21 protein-coding genes, 3 tRNA genes and 1 pseudogene are annotated in these 21,283 nt (G+C 68.3%); 10 read left to right on the top strand and 15 right to left on the bottom strand.

Features of this window, described 5'->3' with window-relative positions; genetic code table 11:
- Nucleotides 1-223: 223 nt before the first annotated feature.
- The 3 genes and pseudogenes from HPT29_RS02000 to HPT29_RS01990 form a co-directional block, all read left to right on the top strand.
- A pseudogene (locus HPT29_RS02000) lies at nucleotides 224-490 on the top strand (tryptophan--tRNA ligase); the annotation flags it as partial.
- 363 nt (nucleotides 491-853) lie between these two features.
- A complete protein-coding gene (locus HPT29_RS01995) occupies nucleotides 854-2,551 on the top strand; it encodes a methyl-accepting chemotaxis protein (RefSeq protein WP_173949041.1) in 1,698 nt (565 codons plus the stop codon).
- 286 nt (nucleotides 2,552-2,837) lie between these two features.
- Nucleotides 2,838-4,529: a methyl-accepting chemotaxis protein gene (locus tag HPT29_RS01990; RefSeq protein ID WP_173949042.1), complete on the top strand. Its 1,692-nt coding sequence runs from the start codon at nucleotides 2,838-2,840 to the stop codon at nucleotides 4,527-4,529.
- Nucleotides 4,530-5,034: 505 nt separating this feature from the next.
- On the opposite strand, the gene HPT29_RS01985 is transcribed toward HPT29_RS01990, so the two are convergent.
- The 7 genes from HPT29_RS01985 to hemC all read right to left on the bottom strand — a co-directional run bounded on the left by HPT29_RS01985 (nucleotide 5,035) and on the right by hemC (nucleotide 10,673).
- Nucleotides 5,035-5,109 (bottom strand) — tRNA-Gly (locus HPT29_RS01985).
- 22 nt (nucleotides 5,110-5,131) lie between these two features.
- Nucleotides 5,132-5,207 (bottom strand) — tRNA-Ala (locus tag HPT29_RS01980).
- 135 nt (nucleotides 5,208-5,342) lie between these two features.
- Nucleotides 5,343-5,418 (bottom strand) — tRNA-Thr (locus HPT29_RS01975).
- Nucleotides 5,419-5,498: 80 nt separating this feature from the next.
- Complete coding sequence (locus HPT29_RS01970) at nucleotides 5,499-7,097, bottom strand: heme biosynthesis protein HemY (RefSeq protein WP_173949043.1); 1,599 nt, start codon at nucleotides 7,095-7,097, stop codon at nucleotides 5,499-5,501.
- 15 nt (nucleotides 7,098-7,112) lie between these two features.
- Nucleotides 7,113-8,825 carry a COG4223 family protein gene (locus tag HPT29_RS01965; protein WP_173949044.1) on the bottom strand — a complete coding sequence of 571 codons (1,713 nt, stop codon included), beginning with the start codon at nucleotides 8,823-8,825 and terminating at the stop codon, nucleotides 7,113-7,115.
- Nucleotides 8,826-9,024: 199 nt separating this feature from the next.
- Complete coding sequence (locus HPT29_RS01960; RefSeq protein WP_173949045.1) at nucleotides 9,025-9,732, bottom strand: uroporphyrinogen-III synthase; 708 nt, start codon at nucleotides 9,730-9,732, stop codon at nucleotides 9,025-9,027.
- Entirely contained in the window at nucleotides 9,732-10,673 is a 942-nt protein-coding gene (gene hemC / locus HPT29_RS01955; protein ID WP_173949046.1) for a hydroxymethylbilane synthase, read from the bottom strand. The genes HPT29_RS01960 and hemC overlap by 1 nt, the downstream gene beginning before the upstream one ends.
- A 119-nt stretch (nucleotides 10,674-10,792) precedes the next feature.
- Between hemC and tsaD the strand changes: the two genes are divergently transcribed.
- The 3 genes from tsaD to HPT29_RS01940 are packed head-to-tail and all read left to right on the top strand — an operon-like array spanning nucleotide 10,793 to nucleotide 13,271.
- Complete coding sequence (tsaD, locus tag HPT29_RS01950; protein ID WP_173949047.1) at nucleotides 10,793-11,848, top strand: tRNA (adenosine(37)-N6)-threonylcarbamoyltransferase complex transferase subunit TsaD; 1,056 nt, start codon at nucleotides 10,793-10,795, stop codon at nucleotides 11,846-11,848.
- A gap of 1 nt (nucleotide 11,849) precedes the next feature.
- Nucleotides 11,850-12,845 carry an NAD(P)H-dependent glycerol-3-phosphate dehydrogenase gene (locus HPT29_RS01945; RefSeq protein ID WP_173949048.1) on the top strand — a complete coding sequence of 332 codons (996 nt, stop codon included), beginning with the start codon at nucleotides 11,850-11,852 and terminating at the stop codon, nucleotides 12,843-12,845.
- A 12-nt stretch (nucleotides 12,846-12,857) separates the two neighbouring features.
- On the top strand, nucleotides 12,858-13,271 hold the full coding sequence (locus tag HPT29_RS01940; RefSeq protein ID WP_173949049.1) for an EVE domain-containing protein: 414 nt from the start codon (nucleotides 12,858-12,860) through the stop codon (nucleotides 13,269-13,271).
- A 184-nt stretch (nucleotides 13,272-13,455) separates the two neighbouring features.
- Here the strand turns inward: HPT29_RS01940 and HPT29_RS01935 are convergent, their stop codons facing one another.
- Both HPT29_RS01935 and HPT29_RS01930 read right to left on the bottom strand, forming a co-directional pair.
- Entirely contained in the window at nucleotides 13,456-13,632 is a 177-nt protein-coding gene (locus tag HPT29_RS01935; RefSeq protein WP_173949050.1) for a hypothetical protein, read from the bottom strand.
- A 34-nt stretch (nucleotides 13,633-13,666) separates the two neighbouring features.
- Nucleotides 13,667-13,897, bottom strand: a complete 231-nt coding sequence (locus tag HPT29_RS01930) for a hypothetical protein (protein WP_173949051.1) — start codon at nucleotides 13,895-13,897, stop codon at nucleotides 13,667-13,669.
- 205 nt (nucleotides 13,898-14,102) lie between these two features.
- On the opposite strand from HPT29_RS01930, the gene HPT29_RS01925 reads away from it, so the two are divergent.
- A complete protein-coding gene (locus HPT29_RS01925; protein ID WP_173949052.1) occupies nucleotides 14,103-14,303 on the top strand; it encodes a hypothetical protein in 201 nt (66 codons plus the stop codon).
- Nucleotides 14,304-14,305: 2 nt separating this feature from the next.
- Here HPT29_RS01925 and HPT29_RS01920 read toward each other — a convergent pair whose 3' ends face one another.
- Nucleotides 14,306-14,545 carry a hypothetical protein gene (locus HPT29_RS01920; protein ID WP_173949053.1) on the bottom strand — a complete coding sequence of 80 codons (240 nt, stop codon included), beginning with the start codon at nucleotides 14,543-14,545 and terminating at the stop codon, nucleotides 14,306-14,308.
- A 190-nt stretch (nucleotides 14,546-14,735) separates the two neighbouring features.
- Between HPT29_RS01920 and acs the strand changes: the two genes are divergently transcribed.
- The 3 genes from acs to HPT29_RS01905 all read left to right on the top strand — a co-directional run bounded on the left by acs (nucleotide 14,736) and on the right by HPT29_RS01905 (nucleotide 17,737).
- Nucleotides 14,736-16,694 (top strand): acetate--CoA ligase, encoded by a 1,959-nt coding sequence (gene acs, locus HPT29_RS01915; RefSeq protein WP_173949054.1) that lies wholly within the window; start codon nucleotides 14,736-14,738, stop codon nucleotides 16,692-16,694.
- Nucleotides 16,695-16,871: 177 nt separating this feature from the next.
- Nucleotides 16,872-17,135, top strand: coding sequence for a DUF6356 family protein (locus HPT29_RS01910; RefSeq protein WP_173949055.1), 264 nt, complete (start codon nucleotides 16,872-16,874; stop codon nucleotides 17,133-17,135).
- A 95-nt stretch (nucleotides 17,136-17,230) separates the two neighbouring features.
- Complete coding sequence (locus HPT29_RS01905; RefSeq protein WP_173949056.1) at nucleotides 17,231-17,737, top strand: L,D-transpeptidase; 507 nt, start codon at nucleotides 17,231-17,233, stop codon at nucleotides 17,735-17,737.
- Between the two features lie 124 nt (nucleotides 17,738-17,861).
- Here the strand turns inward: HPT29_RS01905 and HPT29_RS01900 are convergent, their stop codons facing one another.
- The 5 genes from HPT29_RS01900 to HPT29_RS01880 all read right to left on the bottom strand — a co-directional run bounded on the left by HPT29_RS01900 (nucleotide 17,862) and on the right by HPT29_RS01880 (nucleotide 21,239).
- The gene (locus tag HPT29_RS01900) at nucleotides 17,862-19,175 is read right to left on the bottom strand and encodes a class I SAM-dependent methyltransferase (RefSeq protein ID WP_173949057.1); all 1,314 of its coding nucleotides are present in this window, start codon (nucleotides 19,173-19,175) and stop codon (nucleotides 17,862-17,864) included.
- A gap of 85 nt (nucleotides 19,176-19,260) precedes the next feature.
- Nucleotides 19,261-20,139: a sigma-70 family RNA polymerase sigma factor gene (locus tag HPT29_RS01895; protein ID WP_173949058.1), complete on the bottom strand. Its 879-nt coding sequence runs from the start codon at nucleotides 20,137-20,139 to the stop codon at nucleotides 19,261-19,263.
- Nucleotides 20,126-20,587: a carboxymuconolactone decarboxylase family protein gene (locus HPT29_RS01890; protein ID WP_173949059.1), complete on the bottom strand. Its 462-nt coding sequence runs from the start codon at nucleotides 20,585-20,587 to the stop codon at nucleotides 20,126-20,128. The genes HPT29_RS01895 and HPT29_RS01890 overlap by 14 nt, the downstream gene beginning before the upstream one ends.
- A gap of 107 nt (nucleotides 20,588-20,694) precedes the next feature.
- On the bottom strand, nucleotides 20,695-20,994 hold the full coding sequence (locus tag HPT29_RS01885) for a CcdB family protein (RefSeq protein ID WP_173949060.1): 300 nt from the start codon (nucleotides 20,992-20,994) through the stop codon (nucleotides 20,695-20,697).
- Nucleotides 20,994-21,239: a type II toxin-antitoxin system CcdA family antitoxin gene (locus HPT29_RS01880; RefSeq protein WP_173949061.1), complete on the bottom strand. Its 246-nt coding sequence runs from the start codon at nucleotides 21,237-21,239 to the stop codon at nucleotides 20,994-20,996. Before HPT29_RS01880 ends, HPT29_RS01885 begins: the two co-directional genes overlap by 1 nt.
- Between the last annotated feature and the right edge of the window lie 44 nt (nucleotides 21,240-21,283).

Below are 21,283 nucleotides of genomic sequence, written 5' to 3'. Positions count from 1 at the left end.
GCGCGGACACATCGCCCGTGGCATTCATCCGCGCATGACCGATCGTGCGACCCCGGCCGCAACCCTTTGGTGGCGCTCCTGACAGGAGCGGCACGTCGTCATGTTTTTCGCCACGACCATAGCCGCCACGTGTGGCAGGCATCGTTCGTGATCCGATCAGGCCCTCCCTCATGGCGGCTCTCATCCGGAGAAGCCCCATGTCTACAGCGATCCACGCCCCGTCATCCTGACTGGAAACCGCACGACCGGCCCGCTCCATCTCGGCCATCATGCCGGATCCCTGCGGAACCCCGTCGCCCTTCAGCACAGCCACAGGCAGTATCTGCTGCTCGCCGACAGTCAAGCGCTCACGGACAATGCGTCCGATCCCGCCAAGGTGCGCCGCAACGTTCTGGAAGTTGCCTTCGATTACCTGGCCGTCGGCATCGATCCGGCGCAGACGACGATCTGCATGCAGTCCGGCCTGCCGGCTCTGGCCGAACTCACCCTTGAGCAGCCTGGGATCGGCATCCCGTGATGCAGCGTCGAACGGAGCCGCTCCCTGGCGTCATTCGACCAGCGCTGCCGGAAGCCGGGCTTGCGGATCGGAGCCGAGGAACACGTCACACCCGCGTCGATGCCGGGAATCGGCTCGCAAAGCCGATCTCAACGAAGATTAACATAAAGTAAAAGTTCAGATCTATACTAAAATCTAGCGCGGTTTACCCTCGCTGTTGCCCGGTCTCGCATCTTACTAAGTAATATTCCGTAATGTGCGATGCAGCATGGAACGATTATAAACAAGACACCTGTTGCAAGCGCGTCGCGGGGGCGTGCGCCTCCCGCGGCGATGCGGGCAGGTCATCGAAGGACTATGCGTTTTCTCAATAACCTGAAGCTGATCGTCAAGTTAGCTATTCCCACCTTTATTCTCGTCGCCGTCAGCATTGGCCTGATCGTCATGGCCGATCGCGGTTTGAACAATATTGCCGATGACACCAGAGATCTGGTCGAGCACGACGTGGCCCGTCTGACGGTCATCCTCCAGATGAATGCCGAGGTGAACGAGGCGAGCATCCAGGAGAAGAACCTCATCCTCCTCAATTCCGGCCAGCAGGATCGCCTGAAGAGCGGCGAGACAGTCTACCAGGACTACAAGAAGCTGGCCCTGCAACACGCCAAGGAGCTCGTTGAGCTCTCGAATACGGCGGAACGGCGCAAGATCAACGAAGAGATCCAGACGACCCTGAACGCCTATTTCGACTTCATGGACAAGAGTGTCGCCTTTGCCATGCAGGACAACGACCCGGCAGCCTTGGCGATCTCCAACGGCGAAGGCCGCGACGTTCGCAAGAAGGCCCGTGAACTGCTCACCGCGCGGATCGACGCGAACAAGAAGGCTCTGGCCGAGTCGGCTGACGATGGCGCAGAGCTTGCCGATGAGACATCGACAACGCTCATCGCATCGGCGGTCGTCGGCATTCTGTCGGCTCTCGGGTTGCTCGGTGCGATCGTGATCGTCGGCATTACCCGCCCGCTCGGTGCAATGGCCGGCGCCATGGGCCGGCTGGCGGATGGCGACCTGTCGGTCGAGGTGACCGGCGTGGAGCGCAAGGACGAGGTCGGGGCGCTCGCCCGCTCGCTGCAGGTGTTCAAGGACAACGCCGTCGAGGCACGCCGCCTCGCGGCCGCCCAGGAGGCGGAGAACCAGGCCAAGATGCGCCGGGCCGAGCTGCTCGACCAGTTGACCAAGCGCTTCGAGATGAACGTCTCGGCCCTGACGCAGGGGCTGTCCTCGGCGGCCACCGAGATGGAGGCCACGGCCCAGTCCATGACGTCGATCGCCGGCCAGACCACGCAGCAATCGGTCACCGTCTCGTCGGCCGCCCAGCAGACCTCGTCGAACGTGCAGACGGTGGCGGCCGCCACCGAGGAGCTGTCGATCTCGATCCGTGAGATCGCCAGCCAGGTGGCGCAGTCCTCGCAGATCGCCGACCGGGCCGTGCAGGGCGCGCGCCGCACCGATGCGGCCGTGCAGGATCTCGCCACCACGGCGGCCAAGATCGGCGACGTGGTGCAGCTGATCAACACGATTGCGGGCCAGACCAACCTGCTGGCGCTCAACGCCACCATCGAGGCGGCGCGCGCCGGGGAAGCCGGCAAGGGCTTCGCCGTCGTCGCCACTGAGGTCAAGGAGCTGGCGAGCCAGACCGCCCGGGCCACCGAGGAGATCTCGCAGCAGATCTCGTCGGTCCAGCAGGCCACGCAGCAGACGGTCTCCGCCATCCAGGAGATCGCCCGCACGATCACCGAGATGAGCCAGATCTCGACCTCGATCGCGGCTGCGATGGAGGAGCAGGGCGCAGCCACGGCCGAGATCGCCCGCAACGTCCAGGAGGCAGCGCGCGGCACGGAAGCCGTGACCGGCAGCATCGCGGACGTGCAGCAGGGCGCCGGCGAGACCGGGGCCGCCGCCAGCCAGGTTCTGGGAGCGGCCCAGGAGCTGTCGCGCCACTCCCACGATCTCGGCCGCGAAGTCTCGACCTTCCTGCAGGACGTCAAGGCCGCCTGACACAGCCGCCACGGCATCGATCAAGGCAAGGGCCGCTGCTCCGCAGCGGCCTTATTCATTCTCGTCCCGCAAGAGGATCAAGCGTCCGCCAAGCACCTCAGGAGCAAGCACCTCAGGAGACTGACGACTGCACGGGGGAACGCCATTGTTAGCCAGCACATCATTCGGGGTCGTCGCCAAGCCTGACGCAAGCTCCAGGAGCTAATTCCTGCAGGCCTGCAAATTCCTGCGCGTCGTGGCACGCGTGCACCGTCCGCCCGAACGCGGACCGCATATCGAGACGACCATGAAAGCTCTCAACAATCTCAAGCTGATCACCAAGCTCGCCATCCCGGTGGCGCTGTTCATCGCCGTGACGATCGGGCTGATCGTCTTCGCCAAATCCAGCCTCGACATGCTGGCGAGCGAGACGCACCAGATCGTCGACGTCCATGCGGCGCGGCGCAGCACGGCGCTCAGCGCCAAGGCCAATGTCAACGACGCTGCGATCCAGGAGAAGAACCTGATCATCGAGACGCGCGTCGAGCAGATCCTGGTCTACGACAAGCGGTTCAAGGATGCGAAAGAGGCTGCTCTCAAGGACTTCGACACGCTGATTGCCCTGTCCGACTCGCCTGAGATCCGCCGCTCCAACGAGGATTTGAAGAAGGCCGTCGAAGATTACTTCGCGGTCATGGGCCGGAGCATCGCCCATACGCAGCTCAACGAGAGCGAGGAAGCCTTCAAGCTGTCGACCGGCGAGGGGCAGGCTCTGCGCGACAAGGCCATGCAGGCGCTCGATCAGAGGATCGAGGCCAACCTCCAGTCCCTGAACCAGGAAAAAGCCGAGTCGGCCGAGGTTGCCTCGAGCACGTCCATGCATCTGATGACGGCGTCCGTCGTCGGCCTGGCTCTCGCCATCGGCCTCCTGGCATCCATCATGATCTATGGGGTCGCGCGTCCCCTGAACGGCGTTGCCGGCGCCATGGGCCGGCTGGCGGACGGCGACCTGTCGGTCGAGGTGACCGGCACGGAGCGCAAGGACGAGGTCGGGGCGCTCGCCCGCTCGCTGCAGGTGTTCAAGGACAACGCCGTCGAGGCACGCCGCCTCGCGGCCGCCCAGGAGGCGGAGAACCAAGCCAAGATGCGCCGGGCCGAGCTGCTCGACCAGCTCACCAAGCGCTTCGAGATGAACGTCTCGGCCCTGACGCAGGGGCTGTCCTCGGCGGCCACCGAGATGGAGGCCACGGCCCAGTCCATGACGTCGATCGCCGGCCAGACGACCAGCCAGTCCCTCGCCGTAGCGTCCGTCGCTCAGCAGACCTCGGCCAACGTGCAGACGGTGGCGGCCGCCACCGAGGAGCTGTCGATCTCGATCCGCGAGATCGCCAGCCAGGTGGCGCAGTCCTCGCAGATCGCCGAGCGCGCGGTCGAAGGCGCTCAGCGCACCAACGGAACGGTTCAGGAACTGGCCACGATGGCCGACAAGATCGGCGACGTGGTGCAGCTGATCAACACGATTGCGGGCCAGACCAACCTGCTGGCGCTCAACGCCACCATCGAGGCGGCGCGCGCCGGCGAGGCCGGCAAGGGCTTCGCCGTCGTCGCCACTGAGGTCAAGGAGCTGGCGAGCCAGACCGCCCGGGCCACCGAGGAGATCTCGCAGCAGATCTCGTCGGTCCAGCAGGCGACCGGCCAGACAGTCTCCGCCATCCAGGAGATCGCCCGCACCATCACCGAGATGTCGCAGATTTCCGTATCCATCGCGGCCGCCATGGAGGAGCAAGGCGCCGCGACCGCCGAGATCGCCCGCAACGTCCAGGAAGCGGCGCGGGGCACCGAGCGGGTGACCGGCAACATCGTCGATGTGCAGAACGGAGCCGGAGAAACCGGTTCGGCGGCGTCCCAGGTTCTGGGAGCGGCCCAGGAACTGTCGCGCCACTCGCACGATCTCGGCCGCGAAGTCTCGACTTTCCTCCAGGACGTCAAGGCCGCCTGACACGGCCGTTCAGCGCGACGACAGGTGAGATGATCGTGGCCCAGCACTCGTTAGCCGGGCCACTTTCTTTTCCGCCACGCTGAAACAAGCCGCATGCTGAACGCTTTGTATCTCTGACGGGACGTGATCTCGCTCCTGGAGAAGAGCCCGTCGCGCAGAGCGGAGCGGCATGCTTGTTCGAGCGGGTTCCTGACCGACGCCTGCTCCGCAATATCGATGAACCGGGCACCCGCCCCGGCTTGAACGGATGGAGGCTCGCATAGCGATTTCGCCTGGGCTGAAGACCCCCTCCGCGTCGAAACGTTGAGCGCCGGAGACATCCTTCAGCTCGACATCTTGAGATTAAATGACCGGTTTACCCGGATGAACGTCGATGACGTGTGACTCAGAGTCACCGCGGGCCCTGCTCCATCCCTGGACGGGGCCCGTTTGTCTGAGCGAGGGCCTATGAACACGAAAGGCGCCCGGAGGCGCCTTGTCGATAAATGTCCCTGTTCGAAGGAACTGGAGCGGGCGAAGGGATTCGAACCCTCGACCCCAACCTTGGCAAGGTTGTGCTCTACCCCTGAGCTACACCCGCACGCTCCGTTTTCAGATCAGATTGGTGGAGCCGAGCGGGATCGAACCGCTGACCTCGTGAATGCCATTCACGCGCTCTCCCAACTGAGCTACGACCCCAGTCTGATCTGCACTGGCCTTTCGACCAATCCTTCTCTCCTCACCGTGGCGACCTGATGGGCACCGGGCGAGGTGGCAGGTCTTTAAGACCTTGCCGGACCAACCGTCAACCCCTTGGTTTTCAGGGAGAATGGATGGTGCCGCAAGAGGGATTCGAACCCCCGACCCCCTCATTACGAATGAGGTGCTCTACCAGCTGAGCTATTGCGGCATCGCAAGGTTGCGATCCGAGAGGCCGCCCTCTTACCCCCTCCCCTGCTGGTTGGCAAGGGAGGGAAAGGTCGGAATGGCTCACCAGACCGAAAAAGCGCTGCGACGTGCGGACGCCTGCTCCTTCGGCTTCGGCACGTCGGGCGGCGTGGCCGGGAAGACCACTGGTCCGGACGGTGGGGGCGGCGTTTCCGCCCGCATCTCTTCCTTGAGCGGTTCGGCGATGACGGCCTCGGTCCGAACGTCGTTCTCCGCCGGCGCGGGCCCCGGCGCAGGGACGGGTGCGCTGGAAGGAGGCTGAGAAACGGGCTCTTCGGCAGGCGCCACGGGCAGGGCCCTGACCTCGTCGTCGAGATCCGCCGTCACGTCGTCGTGCAGGGTGAGTTCGGGGGCGATCAGCACGTCGGGCGGCGCCTGCCAGACGAAAGCGTCGAGGCGGCCGGTCACGGGCGAGATCGGCGCCCAGTGATCGGACACGACCCCGTCGGCGATCCAGGCCGGATCCCGCGGCGCCCGGGTGGCGCGGGCCAGCCATTCGCGCCCCTTGCCCGTGGAGCCGTGCTCGGCCTGCTCCAGGTCGGACATGAGGAGGCAGACCCGCATGGTCGGCCGGTCCCGCAGCAGGGGCTCGAGGGCGTCACGGGCCCGGTCGAACTCGCGGGCCTCAAGGGCCGAACGCGCCACCGCGAGGCGTCCTTCCGGTGCTCCGTTGGAGAGCCGCGAGAGCGTTTCCGCGCGTTTGAGGCGATCGAGACCCGAATCGCCCGGACGGAGGTTGAGGTAGACCTCCGCCAGATCCGGATGCGGCAGGCTGCGCCAAGCGGTCTCGACCACCTTGGCGGCCCGGCGCAGATCCCCTTTCCGCGACAGGAGACGCCCGGCCAGCGCCGCGGCCGGCACGAGGTCGGGCGCGAGCTTCACCGCATCCTGGGCGCTCCTGAGTGCTCCCTCCGGATCCCGGTCGATCCGCTCCAGGGCGTCGGCCGTGAGCAGGACGGCCCGGTGGCGTCTTGCCGTCTTCTTGTCGAGGAGGCCAAGCGAGGTCCGCCGCTCGACGGTTTCGAGCGCCCCGCGCCAGTCCCGTTCGGCGCAGCGCGCTTCGAGCACCGCATCGCTTGCCCAGGCGGCCGCCGGCGCCAGGCGCACGGCCTCGGTGGCGTATTCGTGCGCCGATTCCGCGTCCCCCCGGCGGCGCGCCTCGACGAAGAGGCCGCGCAGGCCGAGGACCCGCGTCTCGTCCTCGTCCATCATTTGCCGGAAAGCGGCTTCGGCGACCTCCCGGTTGCCGGACACCTGGGCGGCCTGCGCCTTGAGCAGGAGCGTCAGGGGCTCCTTGCCCAGCAGGCGCTCGGCCTCGTTGGCGTAGCGGCGGGCCGCGATGGTGTCGCCGGCGCCGACCGCCACCATCCCTCGCGAAACGGCCTGATAGCCACGGGAGCGGCGGCGCGCCCGCGACGCGAAGGTCAGGCGGGTCGGCAGCTGGATGAGGCCGGTGACCAGGGACCAGAGCAGCGCCAGGGCCAGGGCGAGGCCGGCCAGGGAGATCGCAGCCACCGCCACCGACATCTGGATTTCATAGCCGCCGAAGGTGATCAGGACCGTGCCCGGCCGGTCGGCCAGCCAGACCGCGCCGAAGGCCGCGACGCAGAGAAGTCCGATGAAAACGAGAGCGCGCCACATGCGGGGCAGATCCTTTTATTGCGTCGTACGGTTGAGGGTGGCGAGGGCGTCGGAGCTGATCGCCTGCGCGGCCTGGCGCGCCTCGGCGACCGCCTTGACCTGCCGGCCCCAGTCCTCGGAGAGCCGCCGCGACGGCTCGGGCAGGGCCTCCCAGGAGGCGGCGGCCTCCGCCACGTCGCCGTGCTCCAGAGCTTGCCGGATGCGGGCGACGAGGCCCGGAACGCCCGCGGAGCCCGGGTCGTTCACGGGCCTGACCGTCACCACCCGGTCGGCCATGCGCAGCAACCGGTCGGTCCAGCCCTCGGCCGGGCCGCGGTTCTCGCGCAGGATCGCTGTCTCGACCGGCTCGAAGCTGCGGGTGAGCGTCTCCGCGGTCGGTGCCCCCTGCTGGGCGAAGGGCTCCAGGGGCGCCACGCGGCTCGCGTCGGCTCCGGCCTTCCTGACGCTGTCGAGTACGTCCGCATAGGGCGTCCCGCTCGTCAGCGCGTCGTTCAGGCGCCCGGCGAGCACGACCTTGGTCCCGGATTGGCCGGCCGCCTCCGCGGTGCGGGCGTTCTGCGCCGCCTGCTGGGACAGGGCCGCAAGACGCTGCTCCTGTTCGGCGAACCGCCGGTCGGTGTCCGTGAAGCGGCGATCCGTCTCGGAGAAACGCCTCTCGGCCTCGCCGAACCGACGGTCCTGGTCGGCGAGGCGCCGGTCCAGGTCCGCGATGCGGCGGTCGAGCTCCTGCGTGGCGGTCGCGGCCTTGGCCGCGGCATCGGTCGCCGCCTGGGCGTTCGCCCGGACCTGCTCGTCGAGGGCCGACAGGCGGTTCCCCAGATCGGCAAGCGCGGCCTCGTTCTGCGGCGCCGGCTGCGGAGCCTCGGGCGCGGGGCGGTTCAAGGCCTCCTGCGCCTGGCTCGCCGCCTGCTGGGCCGTGTCCTGAATGGCCTGGAGCCGCTGATCCAGATCGCCTCGGGCGGTTTCGAGCGCCTGAAGGCGGCCCTCCAGCGCCTGCGTGGCGGCCTGGGGCTGTCCGGACGGGGCCGGCTGCTGCCGCAGGGCGTTCACCCGCTGCTCCAGTTGCGCGAGCCGCGGGTCGTCCTGAGCGGGAGAGCCCTGCCAGGCCTGCAATCCGTAGAGGAGGCCCGCTCCGATCAGGCCGCCGAGCAGCCCCGAACCGAGGAGAGCGCCGGCGGAGCTGCGCCGCTCCGGAGCAGCCTGGGGAGGAGGCACGGCATCGTCCTGCCCCCGCGCCGCGGAAGATTCCTGGGGCGTGGGAGATTCCTGACTGGGAGATTCCTGGAAGGAGCTTTCAGACGACCTGGTATCCGGCTTCCAGGGCTCCTCGACGGAGGCTCCGGCCGGGAGCGTATCGGTGCCGGCTCCCGAATCGAGCGTGGCCTCCGGCGAGGCCACCACATCCTCGGCCAGAGGCGTGCTGCCGCTCGGGATGGTGTCGTCGAGAATCACCTCCGGGGCCGCGCCTGCGGCAATCGTCGTCTCGGAGGCCCCCTCCCCGACGGGGGATTCCGGGACAGGGGTGCCGGGACCAAGGGTCTCGGGACCAAGAGTGTCCAGCCCGAGGGTGTCTGGTCCGAGAGTGTCCGGCCCGACCGTATCCCGGGCGGCACCGGCATGGGCTATGCCGTCGTCGATCACGGTCGCCTTCAGGTCGAGGGTCGCCGGCTCGCGCGAAGGCTTCTTGCGGGACGATTTCGGACGTCGGGGATCAGATGAATCGGTCACGGGTCACTCTTGCATGGGTCTTGCAGGGGTCGCTTCAGGCGCGAGATCTTCGAATGGTCAGTATGAAAGGCAATTGAGGCAAGCTTGGGCGGAGCGTTTCGTTCCCTCGTTCTGTCCTCCTGGCGGTACGATCCTCGAAAACGGGCGGGCCCATCGGACCACGATCCTCCTCGTATGGCAAAGCTTCCCAACGGCAGCATCACCGGCGATGCGGCGGAGGCGGACCGAGGAGACCGAGAAGCGCGTCCTCGGACGGGTCCCCGGCCACGCGTGTCGCCGCGCCGGCGGCCGCGAGGGGCGCGGCCACGTCGGCCGACAGGCAGAGATGGGAAACGGCCCGGAGGTTCGAAGCCAGTCCCGCCTCCTCGGCCAGCCGGACGACGAGATCCGCGCTCCGCCGTGAATAATGGAGCGCGGCGCCGATTTGGCCAGTGCGCAGGGCCGCGGCGGCGGCTTCGGGCAGCGTCTCGACCGCTTTCGCCTCGTAGGCCTCCCAGGACAGGACGCGAAATCCGCCCGCATGGAGCGAGGCGGCCGGCTCGTCCTTGTGGTGGCGGCCGGTCACGTGGAGCAGAACGAGGCCCGGCGGCAGGGTTTCGCGAATCAGCCGCGCCAGCGACACCGCGTCCCCGTCCGCCACGGACACGCGGGCGAAGCCCTGGGCCCGCACCGCATCGGCCGTGCGCGCCCCGACGGCGAAGACGGGCCTGTCCCGGTCGAGGCCCGTCAGGGCATCGGCCGCGTGGGCGCTGGTCACGATGAGCCCGTCCCAGAGCGCGTCCGGCTCGGGGTCGCCGGTCGGGACGATCCGGGTCACGGGGGCGAGGCAGGCCGCATGGCCCAGGGCGGCGAGCTTCTCCGCCGTGCGCCCGGCATCCTCGGGCGATCGGGTGACGAGGACCTGCATCAGGCTTTCAGGAAATCGGCCGGCATGCGGGCGCGCAGCTCCGCCCCGGCCTCGCGCCCGAGGGCGGCTGCATCCTCCGGCGCGCCGCGGCGCACGGCCTCCAGGCTCTCCGACCCGTCGGGACGCAGCACGAGGCCGCGGATCTCGAGTTCGGGCCCGATGAGCCGGGCATGGCCGGCGATCGGGGTGCGGCAGGAGCCGTCGAGGATGGTGAGAAAGGCCCGCTCGGCGGCGAGCGCCTGCCCGGTCGGCCCATCGAGGATGGGCGCCAGCGCCTGCCGCACCCGCTCGTCCTCGGCCCGGATCGCCACCGCGATGGCCCCCTGCCCCACGGCCGGGAGGAAGTCGTCCGTCTCGAGCACGGTGGTCACGTGGCCGGTGAGCCCGAGCCGGCGCAGGCCCGCCATGGCGAGCAGGGTCGCGTCGACCTCGCCGCGTTCAAGTTTCGCCAACCGCGTCTGCACGTTGCCGCGCAAGAGTGTCACCTGAAGGTCGGGCCGCAGGCGGCGGACCTGAGCCTGCCGCCGCAGCGATGCGGAGCCCACCACGGCGCCGCGCGGAAGATCGTCCAGGCTCCGGAAGCGGTGGCTGATGAAGGCGTCGCGCACGTCCTCGCGCGGCAGGAAGCCCGCGATGGCGATGCCCTCCGGCAGGGCCGTCGGCAGGTCCTTGGCGGAATGGACCGCGAGATCGATGGAGCCCTCGAGGAGCGCGATGTCGAGTTCCTTGGTGAACAGGCCCTTGCCGCCGGCCTCGGACAGGGGCCGGTCCTGGATGGCGTCGCCCGTGGTCTTGATGATCGACAGGGGCAGGTGCTCCACGGTCCAGCCGGCCCCGGTTGAACCATGGGCAGCGACCAGCCTGTCTTGCGTCTCGTGGGCCTGGGCGAGCGCCAGGGGGCTGCCTCGCGTACCGATGACCAGGGTGGGTGAAGAGGCCATTCTGCCTGAGGTCTCCTGTCTTGAACGATCGGGTTTGATTTGATGCGGCGCGGCGGACTATAGGGGGAGGAGCGCCGGGCCGGAAGCCCGGACAACACCGGAATTGAGCAGCCCCGCCCATGCGCATCCTTGGCATCGAGACCACCTGCGACGAGACCGCGGCCGCCGTGGTCGGAATCGGCTTCGACGGACGCGGCGAGATCCTCTCCAACGAGGTGCTGAGCCAGATCGCCGAGCATGCCCGCTACGGCGGCGTCGTGCCGGAGATCGCCGCCCGCGCCCATGTGGAGGTGATCGACCGGCTCGTGGCCCGGGCGCTGAAAAGCGCCAACTGCTCCGTGAAGGACGTCAACGGCATCGCGGTGGCGGCGGGCCCCGGGCTGATCGGCGGCGTGCTCGTGGGGCTGACCACCGCCAAGGCGATCTCGCTCGTGACCCGCAAGCCCCTGATGGCGGTGAACCACCTGGAGGCCCACGCGCTCACCGCGCGGCTCACCGACGGCATCGGCTTCCCCTACCTGCTGCTGCTCGCCTCCGGGGGCCACACCCAGCTCGTGGCGGTGCGCGGCGTCGGCGACTACGTGCGCCTCGGCACCACCATCGACGACGCCATCGGCGAGGCCTTCGACAAGGTCGCCAAGATGCTGGGCCTGCCCTATCCGGGCGGCCCGCACGTGGAGCAGGAGGCCCTGAAGGGCAATCCGGAGCGCTTCTCGTTCCCGCGCCCCATGCAGGGCCGGGCGGAACCCAATTTCTCCCTGTCGGGGCTCAAGACCGCCGTGCGCATCGAGGCGGAGAGGATCGCCCCGCTCACCGCCAGCGACATCGCCGATCTCTGCGCCGGCTTCCAGGCCGCCATCGTGGACGTGGTGGTCGACCGCACCCGCGTGGGCCTGCGCGCCTTCCGGGACATCGCCGGCCACCCGACCGCCCTCGTGGTGGCGGGCGGCGTCGCGGCCAACCAGGGCATGCGCCAGGGCCTGCAGCGGCTCGCCGTGGAGGCCGGACTCAAGCTCGTCGCCCCGCCGCTGGCCCTGTGCGGCGACAACGGCGCCATGATCGCCTGGGCCGGCCTGGAGCGCATGCGGCTCGGCCTCATCGACGACATCGCGGCCCCGGCCCGCGCCCGCTGGCCCCTCGACACGAGCCGCGACGAGGCCGGGGCGAAGGCCTGACATGGCCGGGCAGGCCCCTACCATCGGCATCGCCGGCGCGGGCGCCTGGGGGACGGCGCTCGCCAATGCGGCGGCCAATGCCGGCAACGACGTGGTGCTCTGGATGCGCTCGCCCGAGCACGCGGCGGCCCTGGCGGCGACGCGCGCCAACGAGCGCTTCCTGCCGGGCGTGGCGCTGCACGAGCGCATTCGCCCGACCGCGGCCCTCGCCGATCTGGCCGGCGTCCGGGCCGTTCTCCTCGTCACGCCGGCGCAGACCACGCGCGAGATGAGCGCGGCGCTCGCCGGCGCGCTGCCGCGGGCGACCCCGCTGGTGCTCTGCGCCAAGGGGATCGAGCGCGCGAGCGGATCCTTTCTCTGCGACGTGGTGGAGGAGGTGCGCCCCGGGGCGCCCGTGGGCGTGCTCTCGGGCCCGAGCTTCGCCGACGACGTGGCCCGCGGCCTGCCCACCGCCGTGACGCTCGCCTGCCGGGACGCGGCCCTCGCGCAAGACCTCGCGACCGCCCTGTCCGGCCCGACCCTGCGCGTCTATCACCGGGGCGACGTGCGCGGCGTCGAGATCGGAGGCGCGGCCAAGAACGTGCTCGCCATCGCGTGCGGGGCCGTGGCCGGCCGGGGCCTGGGCGAGAGCGCCAAGGCGGCGCTGATCGCCCGCGGCTTCGCCGAGCTCCTGCGCTTCGCCCGCGCCTATGGCGGCGACCCGGAAACCCTGATGGGGCTGTCGGGCCTGGGCGATCTGGTGCTCACCTGCTCGTCGGCCCATTCCCGCAACTTCGCCTTCGGCCAGCGCCTCGGCCAGGGCATGAGCGTCGCCGAGGCCGCCGGCGGCAAGCTGGTGGAGGGCGCCGCGACCGCGAGCGCCCTCGTGGCGCTGGCGCGGGCAAAGACCATCGACATGCCGATCGCGGAGGCCGTCGAGCAGATCCTGTCCGGCGCATGGAGTCTCGATCAGGCGGTCGATGCGCTCATGAACCGTCCCGTCAAATCCGAACAGTAAGAGTAAGCGTCGATGGCCCACTGGCTCTACAAGTCCGAACCCTCCGTCTGGTCCTGGGACAGCCAGGTCGCCGAGGGGGCGAAAGGCACGCACTGGAACGGGGTGCGCAACCACGTGGCCAAGCAGAACCTGATGGCCATGAAAAAGGGCGAGCAGGGCTTCTTCTACCATTCAAACGAGGGCAAGGCGGTGGTCGGCATCGTCGAGGTGATCCGGGAATACTACCCGGACCACACGGACGAGACGGGCCGGTTCGGCATGGTCGACATCAAGGCGGTCAAACCCTTCAAGCGCCCGGTCACCCTCGAGGCGATCAAGAAGGAGCCCGGCCTCGACACGATGATCCTGGTCAACAATTCCCGCCTCTCGGTGCAGCCGGTCACCGACGAGGAATGGGCGATCATCTGCCGGATGGGCGGCGTGTGAGGGGTTCCCTGTCGCCCCCTCCCGTCATGGCCGGGCCTGTCCCGGCCATCCCGATACCGAAAGGCGCGGTGCTTCAAGCAAGCGGGATCACCGGCACAAGGCCGGTGATGACGGGGCAGGGTGAGCGTCCGGTTCGCGCTGCCCTTTCCCGTCATGGCCGGAAGCCCAGGCCAGGGGATGCGATCTACGCTCTCTCTTTGGTCTTCACGCCCCTGAGATCGAACGGGTCGTGCGGCGCCACGGGATCGTAGGGATAGACCGGCTGCGCCAGAAGCATGTGCGCCAGGGCGACCTGCCTGCGGCAGCGCTGCAAGCGCTGCTGATGCTCCACCCGGAGCGGGCCCACACGACGGCTTGCCAAGGCGCTGATTTCAAAACATTTGTCCAAAACGGGATCACTCATCGGGCGACAGTTGCACGTTCCCAGGCGGCTCGCCTTCAACCAAGTTAAGGGGACGCGCGCCGATCAGGGAACCGCCCGTGATCCGGTCCACGAGCGGCTGGGTTTGATCCAGCAGCTTCTTGGCCCGCGCTATGGCGTCCCACGACATGCGAAGAAGCGCGGCGTCGTACATGACGGACGGAATTCGATCTTGGGGCAGTCCATCTTGGGAATTGTCGGCCATGACGGCGCTCCTCGGCCCTGCAGGCGGGAGCGCACGTCTCTCTCAGCCACCGGCGCCTACGGATTCGTGACCGGCCGGTGATGACGGATATATGGGGCTCATCGGGCGAAAGTCCAAGCGGGGCGATTCAGATCCAATGATCGGGACGCGTGAACAAAGATGGTCGCCGATCGTTAAGGCTCGTCGGCGGGCACGGGGGTAGGCAGTGCGAGCGTTTCCATTCGATCAGGCCGCGGATTACCGCAGGCGGGCTCACGACGCCCGGGAAATGGCCGCCTGGATCTCGTTGAACGATGCCAGGCGACAGCTTCTGGAATACGCGCAGCACATGGATGCCCTGGCGACGGCCGAGGAGCAAAAGGCCCTCCAGATCGCGCCCATCCAGGTGTCTGGAGCGGAAACGTAGGGTTACAGGCCGACTCTTGTGGCCGAGCTCCGGGCCGTGGCGACGTCATCCAGGATGATCCTTCGCCGGACGTGCCACTGCTCCACGAGAGCCTCCAGCTGCCCGAGCAGGTCCTGGGCTTCGGTCGTGTCGCGGCCCGTCTCGACCATCCGCTCGATCTGGGCGATCTGCGCGGAGATCCGCAGATCCGCCTCGACGATGCATTCCTGGATCCTGGCGATGTCTGTCTGAGGGTCGGACATGAGACGATCATACTCCGGATCGACGGATCAGCCCATGTTTATCCCGCAGGCCGGACCGACGTTGCCGGCGCCCGCGCTGCTCCGGAAGGAGCAGAGACCAAAGTCCGATCCCGGCCCCGCTTGCCCGACCCCTCTCTTCTTCCGTAAACCTAGCGCTAATTTCATCGAGGATGCGTTCGGGAGAAGCGCCATGGACGAGAAGATCTACGACGTGCCGGCCGAGTGGACCCACCGTGCCTATCTGGACGACGCGGGCTACCGGGCCAAGTACGAGGCCTCGATCCGGGATCCGGAGGGCTTCTGGAGCGAGGAGGCCAAGCGCATCGACTGGTTCAAGGCGCCGACCCGGATCAAGAACACCAATTTCGGCCCCGACAACGTGGCGATCCGCTGGTTCGAGGACGGGGTCACCAACGTGGCCTATAACTGCGTCGACCGGCACCTCCACACCCGGGGCGACCAGGTCGCCATCATCTGGGAGGGCGACGACCCGTCGGAATCGAAGCAGATCACCTACCGCGAGCTGCACGCCCAGGTCTGCCGCATGGCCAACATCATGCGCAACCGCGGCGTGGAGAAGGGCGATCGCGTCACGATCTACATGCCGATGATCCCGGAGGCCGCCTACGCGATGCTCGCCTGTGCGCGGCTCGGCGCCATCCATTCCGTGGTGTTCGGCGGCTTCTCGCCCGATTCGCTCGCGAGCCGCATCCAGGACGCCAAGTCCGCCTTCATCGTCACGGCGGACGAAGGCCTGCGCGGCGGCCGCAAGGTGCCGCTCAAGGTGAACGTGGACGCGGCCATCGAGCGTGTCGGCGCCGGCGTGGTCGACCACGTGCTGGTGGTGCGCCGCACGGGCTCGGCGCTCAACATGGTGCCGGGCCGGGACGTGTACTACGACGAGGCGGCCGAACTCGTCTCCGACGAGTGCCCCGTTGAGGAGATGAATGCCGAGGATCCGCTGTTCATCCTCTACACGTCGGGGAGCACCGGAACCCCGAAGGGCGTGCTGCACACCACGGGCGGCTATCTCGTCTATGCGGCGATGACGCACCAATACGTGTTCGACTACCACGACGGCGACATCTACTGGTGCACGGCCGACGTGGGCTGGGTCACGGGCCATTCCTACATCCTGTACGGGCCGCTGGCGAACGGCGCCACCACGCTGATGTTCGAGGGCGTGCCCACCTATCCGACGATCTCCCGGTTCTGGGACGTGATCGACAAGCACCAGGTCAACATCTTCTACACCGCCCCGACCGCGATCCGCTCGCTCATGCAGGCCGGCGAGGAGCCGGTGAAGACGACCTCGCGCCGGTCGCTGCGCCTGCTGGGCTCGGTCGGCGAGCCGATCAACCCGGAGGCCTGGGAATGGTACCACCGGGTGGTCGGCGACGGCCGCTGCCCGATCGTCGACACCTGGTGGCAGACCGAGACCGGCGGCATCCTGATCACGCCGCTGCCCGGCGCGACGAAGCTCAAGCCCGGCTCGGCCACCCGGCCCTTCTTCGGCGTGAAGCCGCAGATCGTCGATGCGGACGGCAAGGTGCTGGAGGGCGCCACCGAGGGCAACCTGGTGATCGCCGATTCCTGGCCCGGCCAGATGCGCACGGTCTACGGCGACCACGAGCGCTTCGTGCAGACCTATTTCTCCACCTATCCGGGCAAGTACTTCACGGGTGACGGCTGCCGGCGCGACCAGGACGGCTATTACTGGATCACCGGCCGCGTGGACGACGTGATCAACGTGTCCGGCCACCGCATGGGCACGGCGGAAGTCGAGTCGGCGCTGGTGGCGCACCCGAAGGTGTCCGAGGCCGCCGTGGTGGGCTATCCGCACGACATCAAGGGCCAGGGCATCTACGCCTACGTGACCCTGATGGCCGGCGAGGAGCCGTCCGAGGAGCTGCGCAAGGAGCTCGTCGCCTGGGTGCGCAAGGAGATCGGCCCGATCGCGTCGCCCGACCTGATCCAGTTCGCCCCCGGCCTGCCCAAGACCCGCTCGGGCAAGATCATGCGCCGCATCCTGCGCAAGATCGCCGAGGACGAGTACGGCGCGCTCGGCGACACCTCGACGCTCGCCGACCCGGCCGTGGTCGACGACCTGATCACCAACCGGCAGAACAAGCGCACGCAGGCCGCGTGAGCCTCGCCGGCATCATGGCCGGGTCATTGGCCCGGCCATGAGTTTGGGCCATGGCTCGTCCGATGTTCGCCGCGTGACGGAGCGCACAGCTTGGCGGCAGCAAGGCCGTTGAGCTCCCTCCGGTCCGGGCGTAGGCTTCTGGCTCGTTCATCCAGGAGCCCGTCCGGAGTCCATGCCATGTCCCTGAAGCGCCTGTTCACCGAACATCCGGACTCCGTCGGCGAGAGCTATTTCGAGCACATGGCCGTCGCGCTCAGCTTCGCCGGCCCCCTGCTCATGGCCGGCCTCGCGGCCCTGGTCCATGCGGTCCTGCCCTTCCTGTGCCTCACCACGGCGAGCCGCATTGTGAAGCGGCTGCACGCCCGCATGACGAGCCGCCATCCGCACCCGGGATCGCACGATTCGCGCGAGCGCATGCTGGCCTGGGACCCGGTGATCTGAGCGGGGGGATCTGAGCAGGCTCCGGCGGACCGCGCGGGAACCTTAGCCTTATCTTTCGCGTCTCACCCTCACGGTTTCCCGGGAGGGTTCGAGACATGAGCATCCGCGCCGCCTTCGCCATCGCCGCCCTGGCCGGCCTCACCGTGACGGCCACGGCCGCCTCCGCCCGCGAGGTCGTGCCCTTCGAGGGGCGGGTCTCGCCCGGAACCGTCGTGATCCGGACGGCCGAGCGGAAGCTCTATTACGTGCGCGGCGACGGCACGGCCCTGCGCTACCGGGTGGCGGTGGGCAAGCCCGGCAAGCAATGGTTCGGCGAGGCCCGGATCGACGGCAAATACGTCCGCCCGGCCTGGTCGCCGCCGGACGAGGTCAAGCGCGACAATCCCCGCCTGCCCGACGTGATCCCCGGCGGGGCGCCCAACAACCCCATGGGGGCCAGGGCGCTCACCCTCGATCTCGACGAATACGCCATCCACGGCACCAACCGCCCGGGCTCCATCGGCACCTACGCGTCCTACGGGTGCATCCGCATGCTCAACGAGGACATCGTCGATCTCTACGACCAGGTGAGCGTCGGCACCCGGGTGGTGGTGGTGCCGTAGTGACATTCCCGAGCCTCCACGTCATCACCGGCCTTGTGCCGGTGATCCCGATGATGAAGAGCGCCACGCTTCAAACGATCGGGATGGCCGGGACAAGCCCGGCCATGACGGGAAGGGGGTCCGACTACAGCGGCTGATACAGATCCGCCCGGCTCGACGGCAGGCCCGACGGCCCGCGGGTGCGCTTGGAGGCGAGCGTCTGGTTCACGCCCACGGCCGCGCGTTCGAAGGCGAGCGAGCAGCCGGCGAGATAGAGCAGCCACATGCGGGTCTTCTCCGGCCCGACGAGAGCCTCGGCCTCCTGGCGGCGGGCGGCCAGGCTGTCCCACCACAGGCGCGTGGTGCGCTGGTAATGCTCGCGCCAGGCTTCCACATCGTGCACCTCGAAGCCGTAGCGTTCGAGATTGGCGATCGACATGCCCAGGTGATCGAGCTCTCCGCCGGGGAAGATGTAGCGGGTCAGCGCCTTGTATTCGGGCTTGAGCTTTTGGAACGCCTTGTCGCTGCGCTTGGCGCGCCGGGCGATGGTGTGATGCAGATAGAGCCCGCGCGGGCGCAGCAGCCGATGCACGGCGCTGAAATAGCCGGGATAGTTGGCGATCCCCACCTGCTCGAACATGCCGATGGAGGAAATCTTGTCGAACTCACCCTCGATCTGCGTGAAATCCTGCAGCAGAACCTCGACCCGGTCCTGCAGGCCGAGCCGGGCGATCTTCTCCCTGGCCAGCGCCGCCTGCTCCTCGGCGAGCGTCACGCCGGTGGCCTTGACGCCGTAATGCTGCGCCGCGTGGCAGATGAGTGCGCCCCAGCCGCAGCCGATGTCGAGCAGGCGCTCGCCGGGTCTGAGCCGCAGCTTGCGGCAGATCATGTCGAGCTTGTCCCGCTGCGCGCGGGCGAGGTCGTCGTGCCAGTCCGGCTGGAAATACGCGCAGGTATAGACCATCTCCGGGTCGAGGAAGAGCCGGTAGAACGCGTTCGACACGTCGTAATGGTAGGCAACGTTGCGCTTGTTGGTCTGAGGCTTGCCGTCACGGGCATCCGGCTTGTCTTCGACACGGTCGAGCGGGCGCGGCATGTCGGCGGGCGCGCGCAGGAAGTGATAGGCGACCTTCAGAGCCTTCAGCTTGCTCACGGCCTTCAGGCGCCGTCCCACCTTCTGCGGGCGCTGGGCGGCGAGGTCGAAGATCGTGCCGTTCTTGAGGTCGAGGAGCCCGGCCACATAGGCGTTGAGCGCCGTGTCGAGATTGGGCCGGCGCATCAGGGCCGCGACCACGCTCTCGCGCCGGATGACGAGCCGCATGGCGTAGGACGGCAGGTCGGCGGGAATCGTGGAGCCGTCCCACAATTCGAACCCGAACGGGAGGTCGAGCGCGCGGTGCGCGTCGCCCAACAGATCCCGGAACATCCCCAATCGCGCCGTCTCGCCCGCCCCAGCCATGAGCCTTCCCCTTTGGCCGGCAGGGTAGCGGGAGGGCGGCGTGCGGACAACCGGGGCTTTCGCCGGGCCCGCATGCCCTCGAGGTTCAGCTCGCCAGGCCGGACAGGTGTCCTAGCTTTTCCGGGTTTCGCACGATGTAGACCCCGACGATACGGCCGTCCTCGATGTCGAGGGTCGTGGTCTGGACCAGGCCGTCCGGCTCGAGGGTGACGATGCCGGGCAATCCGTTGATCAGCCCCCTGTAGAGGATCGGCGGCCGTCCGCCCCCGGTCTTGCGCGCGATGCCCAGGAACAGACCCGCCACCCGGCGCAGGCCGAAGAGCGGGTTGAGGGCCGCATTGCGGATGCCGCCGCCATCCGTATAGGCCACCACGTTCTCCGCCAGGAGGGTGCGCAACGCGGTCACGTCGCCGCTGCGCGAGGCGGCGAAGAACGCATCGGTCATGCGCTCGCCCTCCTCCCGGTCGATGGCGTAGCGCGGCCGGTCGGCGCGCACGTTCTTGCGCGCCCGTGCGGCGAGCTGGCGGCAGGCCGCGGGATCCCGGTCGAGGGTGGCGGAGACCTCGTCGAAGCCGAGCCCGAACACGTCGTGCAGGAGGAAGGCCGCGCGCTCCAGGGGCGAAAGCCGCTCCAGGGCCATCATGAGAGTGAGCGACAGATCCTCGCTCATGGCGTCCTCCTGGTCCTGGTCCAGGACCGGCTCGGGCAGCCAGGGCCCGATATAGGTCTCGCGCTTCACCCGGGCCGACTTGAGGATGTCGAGGCACAGGCGCGTCACCGTCTTCGACAGGAAGGCCCCGGGCTCGCGCACGGACGAGCGGTCCGCCTGGTGCCAGCGGATATAGGCCTCCTGCACCACGTCCTCGGCTTCCGCGATCGAGCCGAGCATGCGGTAGGCGAGGCGGACCAGCCCCGGCCTGAGGGGCTGGAACTGATCCGCCGCGGTGCCGTCAGGCGGCCGCACTTTTCGCCTCGACCGGATGGACGGACCGGAACCCGATGGCCAGGCGGTTCCAGGCGTTGATGGCGCCGATCAGCAGGGTCAGGTTGACCTGCTCGGCCGGGGTGAAGTGCCGGCTCAGCTCCTCGTAATCCTCGTCGGGCGCATGGGTCTCGGCCACGAGCGTCAGGGCCTCGGTCCAGGCGAGCGCGGCGCGCTCACGCTCGCTGTAGAGGGGGGATTCGCGCCAGGCGTTCAGAAGGTAGAGCCGCTCCTCGGTCTCGCCGGCCGAGCGGGCATCCTTGGTGTGCATGTGGATGCAGTAGGCGCAGCCGTTGATCTGCGAGGCGCGGGTCTTCACCAGCTCGATCAGGCCGTGCTCCAGGCCGCTGTTCTTGAGGGTCTTTTCCAGCTCGATCATCGGCTTCAGGGCGCCGGGAGCGACGTCGTAGGGGATCAACCGGGCTTTCATCGTCTTGGTCCTTCGTCTGTCGTGTTGCTGACGATGCTAAGACGAGACGATGATGCCCGATGTGACATGGGGCGAGAACTTTTTTCGCTTCCTTTGTCCCGGCGCGGTCAGAAGCCCAGGAACAGAACATCGAGCGCCCGCTTGACGGCGTCCTGGTCGGACGCGATGGAGCCCACGGGGCGCTGCAGCTCGCGGACGGGAACGGAGGCCAGAAGCGGGATCATCACGACGAGATCCTGCCCTTCGAGGCGGACCTGCGGGGTCAGGTCGGTGAGGATCGGAGCTTCGTCGCGCTGGAACAGGGGCGCGACGATGCGGGTGGCGAGTGGGTCCAGGATGTCGGATTGCAGATCGACCACGAGCCGGTTCGACCGGCCGATGCCGGCATAGACGTCGAACTGGCCCATCAGAACTGCCGGAACTGGTCCAAAGGCAGTTCGTCCCGCTCGACCATCCGGTTATAGGCCTCGATGGCATCCCTGTTGTCCGCGAGCCAGCGAGCCTGCCGGGCCTGCGCCACTGAGCGGGCCAATCCGCTTTCGCAGGCCTGGGATACGTTGATGTTGAGAGCCTTCGCCTCGGCCACGAGCTCGACCGGAAGGGTGACGTTGGTCGGGCGGCGGTCCCTGGCGGCTCCAAGGGGCTTGGACATGGCGGCACCTTCGGAAATCACATGCGCATACGATATGTGCATGC

The sequence above is a fragment of the Microvirga terrae genome (genome assembly GCF_013307435.2).
Lineage (GTDB): Bacteria > Pseudomonadota > Alphaproteobacteria > Rhizobiales > Beijerinckiaceae > Microvirga > Microvirga terrae.
This window is presented reverse-complemented; position numbering and strand designations above follow the sequence as displayed.